The following is a 20,963-nucleotide window of genomic DNA, read 5'->3' on the forward strand; positions in this document are numbered from 1 at the left end:
AAGAAGACGACGCCCCACAAGATCGTCAGGACCCGGCTGTCAAGACCTCTAGCGTACGACTTTAAGCCAATCGCCCGGACGGGGTTCACCGCTCGGATAAAGGTCATTCAGCAGACGCAGACGAGCCACGGAGTCACTCAATGACCCCTCGCCGCCAGCCGCCAATTGCTCCAGCGTCTGCCCCGCCTTGACCTGCACCAGGTGCAGGCGTCGCGGCTGCGCCAGGGCCCGCTCCTTGTCGCGCAGCGGACGGAAGCTGCGGATCACGCTGAGGAAGCGGTCGTCCTGGGTCTCCAGGGAACCGACCTTGACCACGCCGACGAACAGGTAGGCGCGGTCGCCCTGGTAGATCACAGCAACCCGTCGCGCCGGGTTGCCTGGCACCACCGCCGTGTAGCCGTTCAGTCCTGCCTGCTTCAGCGACTCTTCCTGGGCCAGCCGTTGCCCGGCGTTCTTGCGCAGGAACTCCGCGGGCGTCAGGCGGGAATCATGGGGCACCAGCTTCATGCCGATGAACGACTGCTCGTCCGCCGGATAGCCAAGCAGGGCACTGGGCTGGTTGAGGATCTTCCAGCCCGCCGGATAGCTCAGGGTGAAGTCCAGCTCGGCATGGTAGAAGTTCTGCCCGCGACGCACCCCGGCCGATGCCGAGTCGCCGAACGGCATGCCTTCCAGATGGCGAAGAAAGACCTCGCGCCCCACTTCCTGCTGTCCGTTGGCCAGTTGCCGGGCCGGGCCGACCACTTCCTGCAGACGCCGGTCGTTGTCCGGATGGGTATCGAACAACCCGTGGTAGCCGCCGGCCTGTACCGCCTGGCCATTGCGCGCAGCCTCTTCGCGAGCGAAGTCCTCCTGGTTCTTCAGCACCCGCACCACCTGGATCATCGCCGTCGGATCGTAGCCGGCGCGGGCCAGGTACTGAGCGCCGAGACCATCGGCTTCCAGTTCCATGTCACGCCCGTAGCCGCGGACGAAGGCCGTGCCGAGCACGTTGGCCAGGTCGCCGGCGGCACCGACCCCGGTGCCGATCGCCACCGCCTGGCCAAGGATGTTCCAGGCGCTGGCCTGGCTCTGCTGGCGCACGCTGTGGCGCGCCGTGACGTGGCCGACCTCATGACCGAGCACCGCGGCCAGTTCGGCCTCGGAGCCAAGGTAGGCGATCAGTCCGCGATGGATATAGATGTAGCCGCCCGGCAGGGCGAAGGCGTTGATGTCCGGCGAATCGATGACGGTGAAATGATATTGCAGATTGCTGCGGTGGCTGCTGCGGGCGACCCGCTCGCCTACCCGTTGCACGTAGGCCTGGAGCTTTTCATCGTTGTAGCGGGGGAACTGCTTGAGGATTTCCTGGTTGTAGCGAGCGCCCATGCCGAGTTCCTGCTGCTCGCTCATCATCACGAAATCGCTCTTGCCGGTGGCCGGGTTCACCGCGCAGCCGCCCAGCGCGCCGACTCCCAGCAACAGCAGCAGGAGCCAGGCGGTCTTCATGGCAACCATTCCAGCATCGCCGGATCGGTCACCGACATCTGCCAGCGCGCCTTGCCGGCCGGCACAGCGCCACGGCGGGAACGATCGACCACCCAGCCACGCACTTCCAGCGAACGTCCCGCCATCTGCATCACCCGTTTCGCATCGAACGCCTTGAGCACCTTCGGCTCGATCCGCAGGACCAGCGGACCGTCCATCTCCAGCCAGATACCGCCCCGGTTGCGTTCGACCTCGAGCACCCGCCCGCGGACCACGGCGAAGCCGCTCTGCGCCAGTCGATCGAGCGAAAGCACCGGCGAACGCTTCCATACACCCAGATTAGCCGAACGCGCTGCACGTTCCGCCGCTTGCTGACAGGCCGTCAGCTCGGTGTTCGGCGCGACCGCCACCAGGTAGCCCAGGCCCTCGCCGAGCAGGCGCGCCTCGAGGTTGGCGCCGCTGGCATCGAACAGGTGCGCCAGGGTCCGCCCGTAGTGATCGCGGGCCTGGCGGCCCGGCTGCAGGGCGAGACGCCCGTCGCTGGCCGATACCAGCGCCTGCAGTCGCTGCTTCGCGGCTTCGGCGAAGGGCTCGGTGGTGCGACCGTTGTGCGCCAGCTCAGGCGCGTTGATACCGATCAGCCGCACGCTGCGGCCATCGCGCAGGCGCACGGTATCGCCGTCCACCACCCGCGCCACCTCGACGTTCTGCAAGGCGCCGGTAGGCCGGCAGGCCTCCGCCGCACCGGCGAAGGCGGAAACCACGGACATGAAAAAGGCGCCCACCAGGGACGCCTTTCTCGGTACAGCGACAAGTAGCATTGCGCGCGTTCGCGGCAAGCGGCTTACTTGGTGGCGCCGAATACGCCGAAACGCTGCTTGAAGCGGTCGATACGGCCGCCGGTGTCCAGCACCTTCTGCTTGCCGGTGTAGAACGGGTGGCATTCGGAGCACACGTCCAGGTGGATCGGCTTGCACAGGGTGGAACGGGTCTTGATGACGTTACCGCAGCTGCAGGTAGCTTCGATAGCTTCGTAAGTCGGATGGATGTCCGCTTTCATGATTCAATCCTCGAGGCGTTGTGTGCCGCCACCCAGCGCGTTTACCAGGCACCGCACGTAATTAAGGGCGTGGATCATACCAGACCGATTCATCTATGCAAGCGACCCCGCCCGCCGGTCGTCTGCTAACATCGCCGGCCCAGTCCTCGTTTCCTTCATCCCCGGAAGCCGCTGAGTGTCAGACCTGATCCTACGCCTAGCCCTGCCTTCGCCACTCCGCCGCCTGTTCGACTACCGCGCGCCCCGCGGCATTCCGCGCAGCGCCCTACAGCCGGGGATTCGCCTGCTGCTGCCGTTCGGGCGCCGGGAGCTGGTTGGCGTTCTGATAGAGGTGACGGACCGTTCCGAAGTACCCGAAGACAAGCTCAAGCCTGCCCTCAGGGTACTCGACGCCAAGCCGCCGATGCCGGCGCACCTGCTCGAACTCTGTCGCTGGACCGCCCAGTACTACCAGCACAGCCTCGGCGACACCCTGTCCTGGGCGCTGCCCAACCTGTTGCGCCAGGGCGAGCCGGCCGAGGCGCGCCAGCAGCGCTTCTGGCATGCCACCGCGCAATCCAGCCTCGACGATCCGCGCCTGGCCCGGGCGCCGCGCCAGCGCCAGGCCCTGGCGATTCTCAAGCAGCATCCGCACGGGGTGTCCCATGAGTTGCTGAACCAGTTGCAGATAAACAAGGACAGCCTCGACCTGCTCAAGGAAAAAGGCTTGGTCGAACTGGAGGTGCGGCGCCACAGCACCCCGCCGCGCGAAGGCGGCTGGCTGGCCCAGGCGGAGTTGCCGCTGAACCCCGAGCAGCGCGCCGCCTTCGAGGCGGTTCGCGCCAGCCACGGCGGTTTCCATTGCTTCCTGCTGGCCGGGGTCACCGGCAGCGGCAAGACCGAGGTCTACCTGCAACTGATCCGCGAAACCCTGGCCGCAGGCCGCCAGGCCCTGGTGCTGATTCCCGAGATCAACCTGGGGCCGCAGACCCTGGCGCGTTTCGAACGCCGCTTCAACGCGCGCATCGCCCTGCTGCATTCGGCCCTGACCGACCGCGAGCGCCTCGACGCCTGGCTCGCCGCCCGGGATGGCGAGGCCGACATCGTCATCGGCACCCGCTCGGCACTGTTCACGCCGCTGAAGCGGCCGGGACTGATCATCGTCGACGAGGAACACGACGCCTCCTATAAACAGCAGGACGGACTGCGCTACCACGCCCGCGACCTGGCACTGGTACGCGCACGCCTGGAGAACGTGCCGATCCTGCTCGGTTCGGCCACGCCCGCCCTGGAAAGCCTGCACAACGCCCAGGCCGGCCGCTACGGCCTGCTGCGCCTGACCCAGCGCGCCGGTGGCGCGCACCCGCCGAAGTTCATCCGCCTCGACGTGAAGAGCATGCCGCTCGACGCCGGCCTTTCCCGCCCGCTGCAACAGGCCATCGGCGATACCCTGGCGGCCGGCCAGCAGGTCCTGGTGTTCCTCAACCGCCGCGGCTTCGCTCCGACCCTGCTTTGCCACGACTGCGGCTGGATCAGCCAATGCCCGCGCTGCGACGCGCGGATGACCGTGCACCAGGGCAGCGGCGAGTTGCGCTGCCACCACTGCGACCACCGCCAGCGGCCGCCGATGAACTGCCCGCAGTGCGGCAAGCTCGACCTGCGTCCGGTAGGCGCCGGCACCGAGCGCGCCGAGGAACGCCTGCGGATTCTCTTCCCGAACCATCCGGTGCTGCGCATCGACCGCGACAGCACCTCGCGCAAGCACGCCATGCGCGACCTCTTCGCCACCATCAACAGCGGTGAGCCATGCATCCTGGTCGGCACCCAGATGCTCGCCAAGGGGCACCACTTCCCACGGGTCACCCTGGTGGCGATCCTCGATGCCGATGGCGGCCTGTTTTCCGCCGACTTCCGCGCCAGCGAACGCATGGCCCAGCAGATCGTCCAGGTCGCCGGCCGCGCAGGACGCGCCGAGGAGCCCGGACGGGTACTGATCCAGACCCACCTGGCCGATCACCCGCTGCTGGTCCAGCTCACCGAGGACGGCTACTTCGCCTTTGCCGAACAGGCCCTCAGCGAACGCCGCGCCGCCGGCCTGCCGCCCTTCGCCCACCTCGCCCTGCTGCGCGCCGAAGCGCACAAGCCGGGCCAGGCGGAAGCCTTCCTCGACAGCGCCTGCAGTGCCGCCGAGCAATTGCTCGAGCAGATGGGCGGACCGGAGGTGGAACTGCTCGGGCCGGTGCCCGCGCCCATGGAGCGGCGTGCCGGCAAGCACCGCGCGCAACTGCTGCTGCAGTGCATGAGCCGGGCGCCGCTGCATCGCCTGCTGACGCCCTGGCTGCAGAGCCTCGAACAGTTGCCCGGCGGGCGCCAGGTGCGCTGGTCGCTCGATATCGATCCGATCGACCTGTTCTGAGCGCCTTCCAGGAAGACGCCCCGCTTGACTGGGGTCAGCCGGAATCCGCGATGTCCGGCGCAAACTGTCGGCTAATCGCCGCAACGGTTGGCAACGCCTGTCCGCCCACGGATAATGCGCGGTTCTGAGCCTCGACCGGCCACCCCGCGCACATCGCGGGGAGTGAACTTCGGAGCGCCGCATCCGCCGGCCCTTCCCCTGCCCGACCGTCGCGCGCCGCCCCTCTGCCCGCGAGCACGGAGAAAAACGATGAAAGACACGATTCGCCAGCTGATCCAGCAAGCCCTCGACCAACTGACCGCGGACGGCACCCTGCCCGCCGGCCTGACCCCGGACATCCAGGTGGAGAACACCAAGGACCGTAGCCACGGCGATTTCGCCAGCAACATCGCCATGATGCTGGCCAAGCCGGCCGGGATGAAGCCGCGCGACCTGGCCGCCAGGCTGGTCGAGGCAATCCCCGCCCACGAGCAACTGGCCAAGGTGGAGATCGCCGGCCCCGGCTTCCTCAACTTCTTCCAGGATCACGTCTGGCTCGCCGCCAGCCTCGACCGCGCACTCGCCGACGAACGTCTCGGCGTGCGCAAGGCAGGCCCGGCGCAGCGCGTGGTGATCGACCTGTCCTCGCCGAACCTGGCCAAGGAGATGCACGTCGGCCACCTGCGTTCGACCATCATCGGCGACGCCGTCGCGCGCGTCCTCGAGTTCCTCGGCGACACGGTGATCCGGCAGAACCATGTCGGCGACTGGGGCACCCAGTTCGGCATGCTGCTCGCCTACCTGGAAGAGCAACCGGTCGACGCCGAGGCCGAGCTGCACGACCTGGAGGTCTTCTACCGCGCGGCGAAGAAACGCTTCGACGAGTCTCCCGAATTCGCCGACCGCGCCCGCGAACTGGTAGTCAAGCTGCAGGCCGGCGACCCCGACTGCCTGCGCCTGTGGACCCGCTTCAACGAGATTTCCCTGTCGCACTGCCAGAAGGTCTACGACCGTCTCGGCGTGAAGCTGAGCATGGCCGACGTCATGGGCGAGAGCGCCTACAACGACGACCTCGCCCAGGTGGTCGCCGACCTGACCGCCAAGGGCCTGCTCACCGAAGACAACGGCGCGTTGTGCGTCTTCCTCGAAGAGTTCAAGAACGCCGAGGGCAATCCGCTCCCGGTGATCGTGCAGAAGGCCGGCGGCGGCTACCTCTACGCCACCACCGACCTCGCCGCCATGCGTTATCGGCACAACGTGCTGCACGCCGACCGCGTGCTGTACTTCGTCGACCAGCGCCAGGCCCTGCACTTCCAGCAGGTCTTCGAAGTGGCGCGGCGCGCCGGTTTCGTTCCGGCCGGCATGGAGCTGGAGCATATGGGCTTCGGCACCATGAACGGCGCCGACGGCCGTCCGTTCAAGACCCGCGACGGCGGTACGGTGAAGCTGATCGACCTGCTGGAAGAGGCCGAGAGCCGCGCCTATGCGCTGGTCAAGGAACGCAACGAGCAGCGCGCCGAGCGTGGCGAGGAGCCGTTCGACGAGGTCCAGCTGCGCGAGATCGGCCGGGTGGTGGGGATCGACTCGGTGAAGTACGCCGACCTGTCCAAGCACCGCACCAGCGACTACAGCTTCAACTTCGAACTGATGCTGAGCTTCGAAGGCAACACCGCACCCTACCTGCTCTACGCCTGCACCCGCGTGGCCAGCGTCTTCCGCAAGCTCGGCCAGGGCCGCGAGCAACTGGGCGGGAAGATCGTCCTCGAGCAGCCCCAGGAGCTGGCCCTGGCCGCACAGCTGGCGCAGTTCGGCGACCTGATCAACAACGTCGCGCTCAAGGGCGTGCCGCACCTGCTCTGCGCCTACCTGTACGAGTTGGCCGGGCTGTTCTCCAGCTTCTACGAGCATTGCCCGATCCTCACCGCCGAGGACCCGGCGCAGAAGGACAGCCGCCTGCGTCTCGCCGCGCTGACCGGCCGTACCCTGGAACAGGGCCTGGAGCTGCTCGGTCTGAAGACTCTGGAACGCATGTAATCGAACCCGCCCGAACAGGAGTCCGGGAACCCCCATGGCAAAGAAGAAACCCGCCCCCAAGCGCGGCGCCAGCCGCTACCAGGCGCCCGCCGCGAAGAACGGCGTTCCCGGCTGGGTCTGGCTGGTCGCCGGCCTGGCCATCGGCGGCTTCATCATGTTCCTGATGAAGCTCGAACCCGGGCGCAAGGACGTCCAGCGCGAACGCCCGGACGCCCAGCGCCCGGCCGCCGTGCAGGGCAAGCAGCCGCAGCAGAACGGCCAGGCCCAGCAGCCCGCGCAAACGCAGACGCCGGCCCAGGCCAAGCCGAAGTACGAGTTCTACACCCTGCTGCCGGAGTCCGAGGTCGTGGTGCCGCCGGAAGCGGTACCGGAGAAGGCCCCGCCGCCGCCCACCCCCGCCGAACTGGCCAAGGCCGACGAAGCGCGGGCCAAGGCCGCACTCGCCGGGCAGGTGCCACCGCCGCTGCCGAAAGCGGTGGTCGCCGCCAGCACGCAGTTCTTCCTGCAGGCCGGCTCGTTCCGCAAGCAGTCCGACGCCGACCGCGTGCGCGCGCAGATCATCCTGCTCGGGCAGTCGGTGAACGTCGAGGCCGGCAACGTCCGCGACGAGACCTGGTACCGGGTGATGGTCGGCCCGTTCAACAGCCGCGACCAGTTGTCCCAGGCGCAGAAGACACTGTCCTCCAACGGCTTCAGCAACCTGCTGTTACAGCAACGCAAGGCCCGCTGAACGCGGGCCACGCCGTGCGTTCCGACGCACGGCGGTGCGTGCGGTTGAAAAGCCGCGGATCGCCCCTATATCTCCCAGCATTCCGGGCATTCGGCCCCGCAGTGTGGAGATTTCCCCCTTGACCACCATCGTATCTGTCCGCCGCAACGGCAAAGTCGTCATGGGCGGCGACGGCCAGGTTTCCCTGGGCAACACCGTGATGAAAGGCAACGCCAAGAAGGTCCGGCGCCTGTATCACGGTCAGGTACTGGCCGGTTTCGCCGGCGCCACCGCCGATGCCTTCACCCTGTTCGAGCGCTTCGAGCAGCAACTGGAGAAACACCAGGGGCACCTGGTCCGCGCCGCCGTCGAACTGGCCAAGGACTGGCGCACCGACCGCTCCCTGAGCCGCCTCGAAGCCATGCTCGCGGTCGCCAACAAGGATGCCTCGCTGATCATCACCGGCAACGGCGACGTGGTCGAACCCGAACACGGCCTGATCGCCATGGGCTCCGGCGGCGGCTTCGCCCAGGCCGCGGCCCTGGCCCTACTGCAGCACAACGCCGAGCTGAGCGCTCGGGAAGTCGCCGAGACCGCGCTGAACATCGCCGGCTCGATCTGCGTCTTCACCAACCAGAACCTGACCATCGAGGAGCTGGACAGCGCCGTCTGAAGCGCTCGTCCCCCGCTGGAGTAAACGAATGTCCATGACGCCCCGCGAGATCGTCCACGAACTCAACCGCCACATCATCGGCCAGGACGACGCCAAGCGCGCCGTCGCCATCGCCCTGCGCAACCGCTGGCGACGCATGCAACTGCCGGCCGAGCTGCGCGCCGAGGTAACACCGAAGAACATCCTCATGATCGGCCCCACCGGCGTCGGCAAGACCGAGATCGCCCGCCGCCTGGCGCGCCTGGCGAACGCGCCGTTCATCAAGGTCGAGGCGACCAAGTTCACCGAGGTCGGCTATGTCGGACGCGACGTCGAATCGATCATCCGCGATCTCGCCGACGCCGCGGTGAAGATGCTCCGCGAACAGGAGATCCAGAAGGTCAAGTATCGCGCCGAGGACGCCGCCGAAGAGCGCATCCTCGATGCCCTGCTGCCGGCCGCGCGTCCCGCCATGGGCTTCGGCGACGAGCCGGCACGCGAGGACAGCAACACCCGCCAGCTGTTCCGCAAGCGCCTGCGCGAAGGCCAGCTGGACGACAAGGAAATCGACATCGAGGTGGCCGACAACCCGGCCGGCGTGGAGATCATGGCCCCGCCCGGCATGGAGGAGATGACCAACCAGTTGCAGAACCTGTTCTCCGGCATGAGCAAGGGCAAGAAGAAGACCCGCAAGCTGAAGGTCGCCGAGGCCCTGAAGCTGATCCGCGACGAAGAGGCGGTGCGCCTGGTCAACGAGGAAGAGCTCAAGGCACGCGCCCTGGAGGCGGTCGAGCAGCACGGCATCGTCTTCATCGACGAGATCGACAAGATCGCCAAGCGCGCCAACGCCGGCGGCGCCGACGTCTCCCGCGAGGGCGTACAGCGCGACCTGCTGCCGCTGATCGAGGGCTGCACGGTGAACACCAAGCTGGGCATGGTCAAGACCGACCACATCCTGTTCATCGCCTCCGGCGCCTTCCACCTGAGCAAGCCGAGCGACCTGGTTCCCGAGCTGCAGGGCCGCCTGCCGATCCGCGTGGAGCTCAAGGCCCTCAGTCCGAACGATTTCGAGCGCATCCTCACCGAGCCGCATGCCTCGCTCACCGAGCAGTACCGCGAGCTGCTGAAGACCGAGGGGCTGGCCATCGAGTTCGCCGAGGACGGCATCAAGCGCCTTGCCGAGATCGCCTGGCAGGTCAACGAGAAGACCGAGAACATCGGTGCCCGCCGCCTGCATACGCTGCTCGAGCGGCTGCTGGAAGAGGTCTCGTTCAGCGCCGCCGACCTGGCCAGCGAGCATAGCGACAAGCCGATCCTGATCGATGCCGGCTACGTCAACAGCCACCTCGGCGAGCTGGCCGAGGACGAGGACCTGTCCCGCTACATCCTTTGACCACCGCCGCCGCCACGGCCAACACCGTGGCGGCGGGCCGCGCGGTCCCGAACCGGGGTATCCTTGTACTCCGCCCTTCCGCGAGTCCGATGCGATGCGTATCCCTTCCGCCATCCAGCTGCACAAAGCCTCGAAGACCCTGACCCTGCGCTACGGCGAGGATAGCTACGACCTGCCTGCCGAGTTCCTCCGCGTGCATTCGCCCTCGGCCGAGGTCCAGGGCCACGGCAACCCGGTATTGCAGTACGGCAAGCTGAACGTCGGCCTGGTCGGCGTCGAACCCGCCGGCCAGTACGCACTTAAGCTGAGCTTCGACGACGGCCACGACAGCGGCCTGTTCACCTGGGACTACCTGTACGAGCTGGCGACCCGCAAGGACCAGCTATGGGCCGACTACCTGGCGGAGCTGGCCAGCGCCGGCAAGTCGCGCGACCCCGACGAGTCGGTCGTCAAGCTGATGCTCTGAAGCGCCGGGCCGAGTGCCCCTTCGCGGCACACGGCATCCAGGCGATTTTTCCCCGCTGCCCCGAACGAGGGCACGTCATTTGCAACATTCGCCCCGCAGACTGCCAGACCAGACATCCGGTCGGCGCGGTCGCCACGGCGAATGTCCTACCCTGCACGGCAGCAACGCTCTAGTCCGCAGGTCGGCCGCTCGCCGGGCCAGCCACGCCGGCCACCGATGCTTCTGCCAGCTTGCACGCCAGCGGAAACTCGCGTAACCAAGACGGTGCAGCCCCTTGTCCGGGTTCCCTTCCCTGACGTGCGTCCGCCCCGCCCTGAAACGTGCGGGTGGGCTGGTAGTCGAGCAGTAGCCGGCCGGACACCTGGTCCCCGGTTTCGTTGCGGTCCCCTGTTTCGCCTCGAACAATGGAGCGTTGCCGATGAGTCAGAAGAACAATAACGAGCTTCCCAAGCAAGCCGCGGAAAACACGCTGAACCTGAATCCGGTGATCGGCATCCGGGGCAAGGACCTGCTCACCTCCGCGCGCATGGTCCTGCTCCAGGCGGTGCGCCAGCCGCTGCACAGCGCCAGGCACGTGGCGCATTTCAGCCTGGAGCTGAAGAACGTCCTGCTCGGCCAGTCGGAGCTACGCCCAGGCGATGACGACCGACGCTTTTCCGATCCGGCCTGGAGCCAGAATCCACTGTACAAGCGCTACATGCAGACCTACCTGGCCTGGCGCAAGGAGCTGCACAGCTGGATCAGCCACAGCGACCTGTCGCCGCAGGACATCAGTCGTGGCCAGTTCGTCATCAACCTGCTGACCGAGGCGATGTCGCCGACCAACAGCCTGAGCAACCCGGCGGCGGTCAAGCGCTTCTTCGAGACCGGCGGCAAGAGCCTGCTGGACGGCCTCGGCCACCTGGCCAAGGACCTGGTGAACAACGGCGGGATGCCGAGCCAGGTGGACATGGACGCCTTCGAGGTGGGCAAGAACCTGGCCACCACCGAGGGCGCCGTGGTGTTCCGCAACGACGTGCTGGAACTGATCCAGTACCGGCCGATCACCGAGTCGGTGCACGAACGCCCGCTGCTGGTGGTGCCGCCGCAGATCAACAAGTTCTACGTCTTCGACCTGTCGCCGGACAAGAGCCTGGCGCGCTTCTGCCTGCGCAACGGCGTGCAGACCTTCATCGTCAGCTGGCGCAACCCGACCAAGTCGCAGCGCGAATGGGGCCTGACCACCTATATCGAGGCGCTCAAGGAGGCCATCGAGGTAGTCCTGTCGATCACCGGCAGCAAGGACCTCAACCTCCTCGGCGCCTGCTCCGGCGGGATCACCACCGCGACCCTGGTCGGCCACTACGTGGCCAGCGGCGAGAAGAAGGTCAACGCCTTCACCCAACTGGTCAGCGTGCTCGACTTCGAACTGAATACCCAGGTCGCGCTGTTCGCCGACGAGAAGACTCTGGAGGCCGCCAAGCGTCGTTCCTACCAGTCCGGCGTGCTGGAGGGCAAGGACATGGCCAAGGTGTTCGCCTGGATGCGCCCCAACGACCTGATCTGGAACTACTGGGTCAACAACTACCTGCTCGGCAACCAGCCGCCGGCGTTCGACATCCTCTACTGGAACAACGACACCACGCGCCTGCCCGCCGCGCTGCACGGCGAGTTCGTCGAACTGTTCAAGAGCAACCCGCTGAACCGCCCCGGCGCCCTGGAGGTCTCCGGCACGCCCATCGACCTGAAGCAGGTGACTTGCGACTTCTACTGTGTCGCCGGTCTGAACGACCACATCACCCCCTGGGAGTCGTGCTACAAGTCGGCCAGGCTGCTGGGTGGCAAGTGCGAGTTCATCCTCTCCAACAGCGGTCACATCCAGAGCATCCTCAACCCACCGGGTAACCCCAAGGCACGCTTCATGACCAATCCGGAACTGCCCGCCGAGCCCAAGGCCTGGCTGGAACAGGCCGGCAAGCACGCCGACTCGTGGTGGTTGCACTGGCAGCAATGGCTGGCCGAACGCTCCGGCAAGACCCGCAAGGCGCCCGCCAACCTGGGCAACAAGACCTATCCGGCCGGCGAAGCCGCGCCCGGAACCTACGTGCATGAACGATGAAAAGCGACCAGCCTGAAGAACAGCCGCAGGAGCGATCCGCGGCCTCCGCCGACGAAACCCCGCCAGCGCCTCCGGCGCGGCCCCGTGCCGCGCGGAAGCCGGCCAGGCCCCGTATCGCCGAGCCCGCGGCCGCGCCGCCGAGGACCCCGAGCATGCCCCAGCCCTTCGTCTTCCGGACCATCGACCTCGACGGCCAGACCATCCGCACCGCAGTGCGGCCGGGCAAGGAAGGAAGCACTCCGCTGCTGATCTTCAACGGCATAGGCGCCAACCTGGAACTGGTGTTCCCCTTCGTCCAGGCGCTCGACCCGGAACTGGAGGTGATCGCCTTCGACGTTCCCGGCGTCGGCGGTTCCTCGACGCCCAGCGTGCCCTACCGCTTTCCCGGCCTGGCCAAGCTGGCGGCGCGGATGCTCGACTACCTGGACTACGGCCAGGTCAACGCGATCGGCGTGTCCTGGGGCGGCGCGCTGGCCCAGCAGTTCGCCCACGACTATCCGGAACGCTGCAAGAAGCTGATCCTCGCCGCCACTTCGGCTGGCGCGGTGATGGTGCCAGGCAAGCCGAAGGTACTGATGCGCATGGCCAGCCCGCGGCGCTACATCCAGCCCTCCTATGGCGTACACATCGCCCCGGACATCTACGGCGGGGCCTTCCGCCGCGACCCCAAGCTGGCCATGGCGCATGCCAGCAAGGTGCGTTCGTCGGGCAAGCTGGGCTACTACTGGCAACTGTTCGCCGGGCTCGGCTGGACCAGCATCCACTGGCTGCATAGGATCCGCCAGCCGACCCTGGTGCTGGCCGGCGACGACGACCCGATCATCCCGCTGATCAACATGCGTGTGCTGGCCTGGCGCATTCCCAACGCCGAACTGCACGTGATCGACGACGGCCACCTGTTCCTGGTGACCCGCGCCGAATCGGTGGCGCCGATCATCATGAAGTTCCTCGCCGAGGAGCGCCGTCGCGCCATCATGCACCCTCGTCCGTTCCTGCCCAAGACCGGCTGAACTGCTGCACGGGCAACACCAGGGCAGCAGACACTGCTTCGTCATGGTGCAGGTGCATAGTCAATGTTCCGCAACGGCGCATGGCGCCTGGCTTCGCCGCGACAGCGCAAGCTCTGCGACGCCCCTCCCGGCGTTGTGGTACAGCGCTTGCTGCCCCACTGTCGGGCGGCATCCTCCCTGTTCAGGCAGGTGTGCGGTTCTGCCCCGGGTGAAACGGAATTCACAGGCTATAACTGAGTATTCCGAGCCAGGGGACGATCGCCCGTGGCATCCAGACTGTGGTCCTACGACGGAGTGTGGTCCATGCGAGAAAAGCAGGAATCGGGTAGCGTGCCGGTGCCCGCCGAGTTCATGAGTGCACAGAGCGCCATCGTCGGCCTGCGCGGCAAGGACCTGCTGACGACGGTCCGCAGCCTGGCTGTCCACGGCCTGCGCCAGCCGCTGCACAGTGCGCGGCACCTGGTCGCCTTCGGAGGCCAGTTGGGCAAGGTGCTGCTGGGCGACACCCTGCACCAGCCGAACCCACAGGACGCCCGCTTCCAGGATCCATCCTGGCGCCTCAATCCCTTCTACCGGCGCACCCTGCAGGCCTACCTGGCGTGGCAGAAGCAACTGCTCGCCTGGATCGACGAAAGCAACCTGGACTGCGACGATCGCGCCCGCGCCCGCTTCCTCGTCGCCTTGCTCTCCGACGCCGTGGCACCCAGCAACAGCCTGATCAATCCACTGGCGGTAAAGGAACTGTTCAATACCGGCGGGATCAGCCTGCTCAATGGCGTCCGCCACCTGCTCGAAGACCTGGTGCACAACGGCGGCATGCCCAGCCAGGTGAACAAGACCGCCTTCGAGATCGGTCGCAACCTCGCCACCACGCAAGGCGCGGTGGTGTTCCGCAACGAGGTGCTGGAGCTGATCCAGTACAAGCCGCTGGGCGAGCGCCAGTACGCCAAGCCCCTGCTGATCGTGCCGCCGCAGATCAACAAGTACTACATCTTCGACCTGTCGCCGGAAAAGAGCTTCGTCCAGTACGCCCTGAAGAACAACCTGCAGGTCTTCGTCATCAGTTGGCGCAACCCCGACGCCCAGCACCGCGAATGGGGCCTGAGCACCTATGTCGAGGCCCTCGACCAGGCCATCGAGGTCAGCCGCGAGATCACCGGCAGCCGCAGCGTGAACCTGGCCGGCGCCTGCGCCGGCGGGCTCACCGTGGCCGCCTTGCTCGGCCACCTGCAGGTGCGCCGGCAACTGCGCAAGGTCAGTAGCGTCACCTACCTGGTCAGCCTGCTCGACAGCCAGATGGAAAGCCCGGCGATGCTCTTCGCCGACGAGCAGACCCTGGAGAGCAGCAAGCGCCGCTCCTACCAGCATGGCGTGCTGGACGGGCGCGACATGGCCAAGGTGTTCGCCTGGATGCGCCCCAACGACCTGATCTGGAACTACTGGGTCAACAACTACCTGCTCGGCAGGCAGCCGCCGGCGTTCGACATCCTCTACTGGAACAACGACAACACGCGGCTGCCCGCGGCGTTCCACGGCGAACTGCTCGACCTGTTCAAGCACAACCCGCTGACCCGCCCGGGCGCGCTGGAGGTCAGCGGGACCGCGGTGGACCTGGGCAAGGTGGCGATCGACAGCTTCCACGTCGCCGGCATCACCGACCACATCACGCCCTGGGACGCGGTCTATCGCTCGGCCCTCCTGCTGGGCGGCCAGCGCCGCTTCATCCTGTCCAACAGCGGGCACATCCAGAGCATCCTCAACCCTCCCGGAAACCCCAAGGCCTGCTACTTCGAGAACGACAAGCTGAGCAGCGATCCACGCGCCTGGTACTACGACGCCAAGCGCGAAGAGGGCAGCTGGTGGCCGGTCTGGCTGGGCTGGCTGCAGGAGCGCTCGGGCGAGCTGGGCAACCCTGACTTCAACCTTGGCAGCGCCGCGCATCCGCCCCTCGAAGCGGCCCCGGGCACCTACGTGCATATACGCTGAAAGATCCGGCCCGGGCGCCTGGAGCCGGGCACCTCCATCCCCAGAAGAAGTCCGGATGAAGACACGCGACCGAATCCTCGAATGCTCGCTGTTGCTGTTCAACGAACAGGGCGAGCCCAACGTCTCGACACTGGAGATCGCCAACGAACTGGGCATCAGCCCGGGCAATCTCTACTACCACTTCCATGGCAAGGAACCGCTGGTGATGGCGCTGTTCGAGCGGTTCCAGGCCGAGTTGGCGCCGCTGCTCGATCCGCCCGAGGAGGTGCGCCTGGGCGCGGAGGACTACTGGCTGTTCCTGCACCTGATCGTCGAGCGCCTCGCCCACTACCGCTTCCTGTTCCAGGACCTGTCCAACCTGACCGGGCGCCTGCCACGGCTGGCTCGCGGCATCCGTACCTGGCTCGGCGCGCTGAAGCGGACCCTGGCCACCCTGCTGGCCCGCCTCAAGGCCGACCGGCAGTTGCGCAGCGACGCGCCGGCACTCGGGCAACTGGTCGAACAGATCACCCTGACCCTGCTGTTCTCCCTGGATTACCAGCGGGTACTGGGCAGCAAGGGCGAGGTGCGCACGGTGGTCTACCAGATCATGATGCTGGTCGCCCCGCATCTGCGCAGCGAGGCCCAACGCTCGGCGGAAAGCCTGGCGCAGCGCTACCTGGGACCGGAATGAAAAACGCCCGGCGAGTGCCGGGCGTGTGCCTTGCCGCCAGGACTCAGCCCTGGCTGCTCGGCGTCGCCGGAGCGTTCGCTGCCGGAGCGCTGGCAGCCGGTGTGGCGGCGGGGGCAGCGGGCGCGCTCGAAGACGCGGCGGGAGCGGCCGGTTTCGCCGCGGCGGGCTTGGCTGCCGGCTTCTTCGCCGCAGGCTTTTTCGCAGCCGGCTTGGCGGCAGGTTTCGCCGCGGGCTTGGCGGCGGTCGCAGCGGCCGGCTTGGCTGCCGGCTTCGCGGCAGGCTTGGCTGCGGCAGGTTTCGCAGCAGGCTTCGCCGCGGCCTTGGCTGCCGGCTTGGTCGCCGGTTTCGCTGCGGCCTTCGCAGTCGGTTTGGCGGCGGGCTTGGCTGCCGGCTTGGCGGCCGCGGTTTTCGCCGCGGTTTTTTTCGCCGCGGGTTTCGCCGCAGGCTTGGCGGCGGCCTTGGCTGCCGGTTTAGCTGCCGGCTTGGCCGCTGCGGTTTTCGCCGCGGGCTTGGCAGCCGGTTTCGCCGCAGGCTTGGCCGCTGCCTTCGCCGCCGGCTTGACGCTGACGCCGGTGAGTTTCTCGATCTGCTTGGTCAGCGTATCGACCTTGCTGTGCAGCTCCTTCACCTCGTTGCGGCTCGGCACGCCGAGACGCGAGATGGCGCTGTTCAGGCGCTTGTCGAAAGCTTCCTCGAGCTCGCTCCACTTGCCGAGCGCACGGTCCCGAACCTCGTCGACCTTGCTCTTCGCAGAGCGGGCGGAAGCCTTCGCCGCACCGACCTGCGCGTCCACATCGGACTTCGCTTCTTTTTCAGCCTTCTCGCCGTCTTTCACCAAGGTCTCGAACAGCTTGCTGCCGTCCTTGCTGACCTTCGAGTAGGCCCCCAGACCAGCCAGCCAGATCTGCCGCGAGTATTTCTCGATCTCGCCGATCCAACTGGACTCTTTTTCGCTCTTCTTCTTGCCAGCCATCCTGCTCTCCTTATTGGGTTCTCGCGACACGCTCGAGCACTGCGCTCAGCTCATCCAGCTTAGCAGAGAGTGCTTCGACATCGTTCCGGGAAGGTATGCCTATCCGGTTCAACGTGCTAGCGACACGGCTGTCGAATGCCTGCTCGATCCTGTCGAGCTGGTCTTCGACTTTTCCCTTCACCGAAGAGAGGCCGGTCTTGACACTGTCATTGGCCGAATCGACCTGACTTGTGACCAGCGATTTGCCTTTTTTCTCCAGGGCTTCGCCAGCTTTCACCAATTCCTTGAAGTAGTCGCTGCCTTCGGTGCCCAGGCGGGAATACGCACCCAGGCCGGCAAGCCAGATCTGGCGGGCATAGTGGCGGATCTCGGAGACCAGGGAAGTGGATTCGGAAACGGTCTTTTTCTTCAGGGCAATCTTGGCCATGGGGCACCTCACGCTCGTTGGGTTGAAGAAACCGCAGGCGCCGCCGGAACGCTGGCAGCGTGAGAGCAAGGTATCGGGGAAAATTAGAAACCGCATACTAAGCGGAAGATGGGCGCCGCCAGGACGGCGAACGCCCGGCGGGATCAGGCCAGCGCCTTGTCCAGCGCCTTCTCGATCTCGCCCTTGAGCAGGCCGCTCATGGCCGACAGCATCAGGCCGAGCTTGACGTCCACCGCGACCTTGTCCGCCCCCACCGCGATCCTGCCGTCGACGCCACTGCGTTTGAAGGTCAGCTCGTCGCCCTGCCATTCGCACTGCACGCCGTGCTCCTTCGCCAGACGTTCGGCCAGTTTCTCCGCCTTGGCCCGTGCGGCGTCCAGCCCCAGGCTGTGCGGACGTTCGATGTGGATACGCGACATGGATCGACTCCTGATTGCAGATCGGAAAACTATACGCGGCCAGACAAAACACCGCACCCGCGCCGTCGGACGGCGGCACAGCACTTTCCCCACATCCTGTTAGAATGCCCGGCATTCTTTCCAGGTGAGAACGTCATGAACGATCCCCGCAAAGGCGCCGACGCCGAACCCACCACCCACTTCGGCTACCAGAACGTTCCGGAAAGCCAGAAGGCGAAGAAGGTCGCCGAGGTATTTCACTCGGTGGCAGCCAAGTACGACCTGATGAACGACCTGATGTCCGGTGGCATCCATCGCCTGTGGAAGCGCTTCACCATCGAGCTGTCCGGCGTGCGCAGCGGGAACCGCGTGCTCGACATCGCCGGCGGCACCGGCGACCTGACCCGGCAGTTCTCGCGCCTGGTCGGCCCGACCGGCGAGGTGGTGCTGGCCGACATCAACGCCTCGATGCTCAAGGTCGGCCGCGACAAGCTGCTCGACAAGGGCGTCTCCGGCAACGTCAGCTTCGTCCAGGCGGACGCCGAGAAGCTGCCCTTCCCGGACAACCACTTCGACTGCGTGACCATCGCCTTCGGCCTGCGCAACGTCACCCACAAGGACGAAGCGATCCGCTCCATGCTGCGCGTGCTCAAGCCCGGTGGCCGCCTGCTGGTGCTGGAGTTCTCCAAGCCGAGCAGCAACCTGCTGTCCAAGGCCTACGACGCCTATTCGTTCAGCCTGCTGCCGCTGATGGGCAAGCTGGTCACCAACGACTCCGAGAGCTATCGCTACCTGGCCGAGTCGATCCGCATGCACCCCGACCAGGAAACCCTGAAGGCGATGATGGTGGAAGCCGGCTTCGACCGCGTGACCTACCACAACATGACCGGCGGCATCGTCGCCCTGCACCGCGGTATCAAGCCTTAACCGAGGGCGCGCCGATGAGCTCGCTGCTGATCCAGGCCGTGCTGGCCGCCGCCGAAACCGGCATCAATCGCGTCCTGCGCCTCGACGGGACAGCGCTGCCGCGCCTGCGCAGGCTTTCCGCCAAGGTCATCGAGGTCGACTGCCTGAGCCCGCCGCTGCGGATCTTCATCCTGCCCGCCGGCGACGGCCTGCACTTCGCCGCGCAGCATGAGGCGGAGGTCGACTGCACCCTGCGTGCGCCGGCCGGCAACCTCCTGCACCTGGCCCTGGCGCGCGACAAGACCCGCGTCCTGCACAGCCCGGAAGTCAGCATGGACGGCGACAGCGCGGCCCTGCTGGAACTGGCCGGCATCCTGCAGAGCCTGGAGCTGGACTGGGAGTACGAACTGTCGCGCTGGCTCGGCCCGCTCGCCACCCAGGTGCTCGGCAGCGGCCTGCGCGACGCTTCGCGCTGGAGCGCGCAGAGCCTGCACAGCCTGCGCCTGAACCTGGCCGACTACCTTGCCGAGGAAAGCCGTACGCTGGTCGGCCAGCACGAAGCCGAAGCACGCTTCGCCGAACTGGACCAGCTGAAGCTGGCCCTCGATCGTCTCGACGCGCGCGTCGGACGCCTCAGCCAAAAGACCAAGCCCGACGCATGAAGCTCCTCGCTGTCCGCCGCCTCCTGCGCATCCAGCGCGTCGTCATCCGCTACCGCCTGGACGACCTGATCCTCGAACTGCCGATGCTGCCCTGGTGGCTGCGCCTGCTCGGTGCCACCCTGCCCTGGCGCTGGCTGCCGCGGCGCAAGCTGGAACTGACCCGCGGCGCGCGCCTGCGCCTGGCACTGCAGGACCTCGGACCGATCTTCATCAAGTTCGGCCAGATTCTCTCCACCCGCCGCGACCTGCTGCCCGACGACATCGCCAACGAACTGGCCTGGCTGCAGGACAAGGTGCCGCCCTTCCCGCCGGAGCTGGCGGTCAAGCGCATCGAGGAACAGCTGGGCGCGAAGATCGAACAGGTCTTCGCCCGCTTCGAACGCGAACCGCTGGCCTCCGCCTCGGTGGCCCAGGTCCACGCCGCGCGCCTGAAGAGCGGCGAGGAAGTGGTGGTGAAGGTGATCCGGCCGAACCTGGAACCGGTGATCCGCTCCGACATCGCCTGGCTGTTCATCCTCGCCCGCCTCGCCGAGCGGGTCTCCAGCGAGGCGCGGCGCCTGCACCCGGTGGAAGTGGTCAGCGACTACGAGAAGACCATCGTCGACGAACTCGACCTGCTCCGCGAGGCGGCCAACGCCTCGCAGCTGCGACGCAACTTCGAAGGCTCGCCGCTGCTCTACGTGCCACAGGTCTACTGGGACTGGTGCCGGCCCAAGGTGCTGGTGATGGAGCGCATCTACGGCATCCCGGTGACCGACCTGGAAACCCTGCGCGACCAGCGCACCGACTTCAAGGCACTGGCCGAGCGCGGCGTGGAGATCTTCTTCACCCAGGTGTTCCGCGACAGCTTTTTCCATGCCGACATGCACCCCGGCAACATCTTCGTCAGCACCCGCGCGCCCTGGAGCCCGCAATACATCGCGGTGGACTGCGGCATCGTCGGCAGCCTGACCGACGAGGACCAGGACTACCTGGCGCGCAACCTGATCGCCTTCTTCAAGCGCGACTACCGCAAGGTCGCCCAACTGCATATCGACTCCGGCTGGGTACCGGCGGAAACCAAGGTCAACGACTTCGAGGCGGCGATCCGCACCGTCTGCGAACCGATCTTCGAGAAGCCGCTGAAGGACATCTCCTTCGGCCAGGTCCTGCTGCGCCTGTTCCAGACCGCGCGTCGTTTCAACATGGAGATCCAGCCGCAACTGGTGCTGCTGCAGAAGACCCTGCTGAACATCGAAGGCCTCGGCCGCCAGCTCTACCCGGAACTCGACCTGTGGGCCACCGCCCAGCCGTTCCTGGAGCGCTGGATGCGCGAACGGGTCAGCCCGAAGCAGTTGCTGCGCAATTTCCAGCAACAGGTCGAGCAGGTGCCGCACCTATCGCAAATGGCCCGCGACACCCTCGAACGCCTGTCACAACCGCACGCCCACAATGCGCCGCCGCCGGAGTGGAAAGGTTCCCGCCACGACTGGCTCGGGCGCCTGGTGGGCGCGGTGCTGCTGGTCGGCGCCGCCGAGGTCGGCCTGGGCCAGCAGCTGGAAGCCTGGCCGGCGTGGGTGATGCTGGCCGGCGGGGTGTTCCTGATCCTGCGCCGCTAGCGCCGCGCACGGCCACTAGGCCCGCGCCGATAGCCAGTCGCGCTCCCGGCTGGCACACTACTCCCATTTCCGCCGGA

19 protein-coding genes are annotated in these 20,963 nt (G+C 66.8%); 13 read left to right on the plus strand and 6 right to left on the minus strand.

Annotated elements, in window-relative coordinates; translation table 11 throughout:
* Positions 1-48: 48 nt before the first annotated feature.
* From ACI766_RS27370 to rpmE, 3 genes are read right to left on the minus strand one after another with little or no spacing between them, the layout of a single operon-like run.
* Positions 49-1,488: a M48 family metalloprotease gene (locus ACI766_RS27370; RefSeq protein ID WP_003095844.1), complete on the minus strand. Its 1,440-nt coding sequence runs from the start codon at positions 1,486-1,488 to the stop codon at positions 49-51.
* Complete coding sequence (locus ACI766_RS27375) at positions 1,485-2,252, minus strand: thermonuclease family protein (RefSeq protein WP_003103280.1); 768 nt, start codon at positions 2,250-2,252, stop codon at positions 1,485-1,487. Before ACI766_RS27375 ends, ACI766_RS27370 begins: the two co-directional genes overlap by 4 nt.
* A gap of 59 nt (positions 2,253-2,311) precedes the next feature.
* Positions 2,312-2,527, minus strand: coding sequence for a 50S ribosomal protein L31 (gene rpmE / locus ACI766_RS27380; RefSeq protein ID WP_003095846.1), 216 nt, complete (start codon positions 2,525-2,527; stop codon positions 2,312-2,314).
* A gap of 175 nt (positions 2,528-2,702) precedes the next feature.
* Here rpmE and ACI766_RS27385 point away from each other — a divergent pair, with 175 nt between their 5' ends.
* The 10 genes from ACI766_RS27385 to ACI766_RS27430 all read left to right on the plus strand — a co-directional run bounded on the left by ACI766_RS27385 (position 2,703) and on the right by ACI766_RS27430 (position 15,922).
* Complete coding sequence (locus tag ACI766_RS27385) at positions 2,703-4,922, plus strand: primosomal protein N' (RefSeq protein WP_003103282.1); 2,220 nt, start codon at positions 2,703-2,705, stop codon at positions 4,920-4,922.
* A gap of 249 nt (positions 4,923-5,171) precedes the next feature.
* A complete protein-coding gene (argS, locus tag ACI766_RS27390; protein WP_003110892.1) occupies positions 5,172-6,935 on the plus strand; it encodes an arginine--tRNA ligase in 1,764 nt (587 codons plus the stop codon).
* 34 nt (positions 6,936-6,969) lie between these two features.
* The gene (locus tag ACI766_RS27395) at positions 6,970-7,665 is read left to right on the plus strand and encodes an SPOR domain-containing protein (protein WP_003095850.1); all 696 of its coding nucleotides are present in this window, start codon (positions 6,970-6,972) and stop codon (positions 7,663-7,665) included.
* A gap of 118 nt (positions 7,666-7,783) precedes the next feature.
* Complete coding sequence (hslV, locus tag ACI766_RS27400; protein WP_003095852.1) at positions 7,784-8,317, plus strand: ATP-dependent protease subunit HslV; 534 nt, start codon at positions 7,784-7,786, stop codon at positions 8,315-8,317.
* A gap of 28 nt (positions 8,318-8,345) precedes the next feature.
* Positions 8,346-9,689, plus strand: coding sequence for an ATP-dependent protease ATPase subunit HslU (gene hslU, locus ACI766_RS27405; RefSeq protein ID WP_003095854.1), 1,344 nt, complete (start codon positions 8,346-8,348; stop codon positions 9,687-9,689).
* A gap of 94 nt (positions 9,690-9,783) precedes the next feature.
* Positions 9,784-10,155, plus strand: a complete 372-nt coding sequence (locus ACI766_RS27410) for a gamma-butyrobetaine hydroxylase-like domain-containing protein (protein ID WP_003095857.1) — start codon at positions 9,784-9,786, stop codon at positions 10,153-10,155.
* A 418-nt stretch (positions 10,156-10,573) separates the two neighbouring features.
* The gene (phaC, locus tag ACI766_RS27415) at positions 10,574-12,253 is read left to right on the plus strand and encodes a class II poly(R)-hydroxyalkanoic acid synthase (protein ID WP_003161244.1); all 1,680 of its coding nucleotides are present in this window, start codon (positions 10,574-10,576) and stop codon (positions 12,251-12,253) included.
* 152 nt (positions 12,254-12,405) lie between these two features.
* Positions 12,406-13,263 (plus strand): poly(3-hydroxyalkanoate) depolymerase, encoded by an 858-nt coding sequence (gene phaZ / locus ACI766_RS27420; RefSeq protein ID WP_009877202.1) that lies wholly within the window; start codon positions 12,406-12,408, stop codon positions 13,261-13,263.
* A gap of 303 nt (positions 13,264-13,566) precedes the next feature.
* Positions 13,567-15,249 (plus strand): class II poly(R)-hydroxyalkanoic acid synthase, encoded by a 1,683-nt coding sequence (phaC, locus tag ACI766_RS27425; RefSeq protein WP_003103289.1) that lies wholly within the window; start codon positions 13,567-13,569, stop codon positions 15,247-15,249.
* A gap of 55 nt (positions 15,250-15,304) precedes the next feature.
* Positions 15,305-15,922 (plus strand): TetR/AcrR family transcriptional regulator, encoded by a 618-nt coding sequence (locus ACI766_RS27430; RefSeq protein ID WP_003103292.1) that lies wholly within the window; start codon positions 15,305-15,307, stop codon positions 15,920-15,922.
* Between the two features lie 43 nt (positions 15,923-15,965).
* On the opposite strand, the gene ACI766_RS27435 is transcribed toward ACI766_RS27430, so the two are convergent.
* From ACI766_RS27435 to ACI766_RS27445, 3 genes are all read right to left on the minus strand, one after another.
* Complete coding sequence (locus tag ACI766_RS27435; protein WP_003146415.1) at positions 15,966-16,895, minus strand: phasin family protein; 930 nt, start codon at positions 16,893-16,895, stop codon at positions 15,966-15,968.
* Between the two features lie 10 nt (positions 16,896-16,905).
* On the minus strand, positions 16,906-17,322 hold the full coding sequence (locus ACI766_RS27440; protein WP_003103463.1) for a phasin family protein: 417 nt from the start codon (positions 17,320-17,322) through the stop codon (positions 16,906-16,908).
* A gap of 143 nt (positions 17,323-17,465) precedes the next feature.
* Entirely contained in the window at positions 17,466-17,741 is a 276-nt protein-coding gene (locus ACI766_RS27445; protein ID WP_003095874.1) for a polyhydroxyalkanoic acid system family protein, read from the minus strand.
* A gap of 135 nt (positions 17,742-17,876) precedes the next feature.
* Between ACI766_RS27445 and ubiE the strand changes: the two genes are divergently transcribed.
* Genes ubiE through ubiB form a run of 3 tightly spaced genes read left to right on the plus strand, consistent with a single transcriptional unit; the run spans position 17,877 to position 20,886 of the window.
* Positions 17,877-18,647, plus strand: coding sequence for a bifunctional demethylmenaquinone methyltransferase/2-methoxy-6-polyprenyl-1,4-benzoquinol methylase UbiE (gene ubiE, locus ACI766_RS27450; protein ID WP_003103462.1), 771 nt, complete (start codon positions 17,877-17,879; stop codon positions 18,645-18,647).
* 14 nt (positions 18,648-18,661) lie between these two features.
* On the plus strand, positions 18,662-19,288 hold the full coding sequence (locus ACI766_RS27455) for an SCP2 domain-containing protein (RefSeq protein WP_003103460.1): 627 nt from the start codon (positions 18,662-18,664) through the stop codon (positions 19,286-19,288).
* A complete protein-coding gene (gene ubiB, locus ACI766_RS27460) occupies positions 19,285-20,886 on the plus strand; it encodes a ubiquinone biosynthesis regulatory protein kinase UbiB (protein WP_003095885.1) in 1,602 nt (533 codons plus the stop codon). Before ACI766_RS27455 ends, ubiB begins: the two co-directional genes overlap by 4 nt.
* Positions 20,887-20,963: the final 77 nt, after the last annotated feature.

The sequence above is a fragment of the Pseudomonas sp. DL genome (genome assembly GCF_047199225.1).
Taxonomy (GTDB): Bacteria; Pseudomonadota; Gammaproteobacteria; order Pseudomonadales; family Pseudomonadaceae; genus Pseudomonas; species Pseudomonas aeruginosa.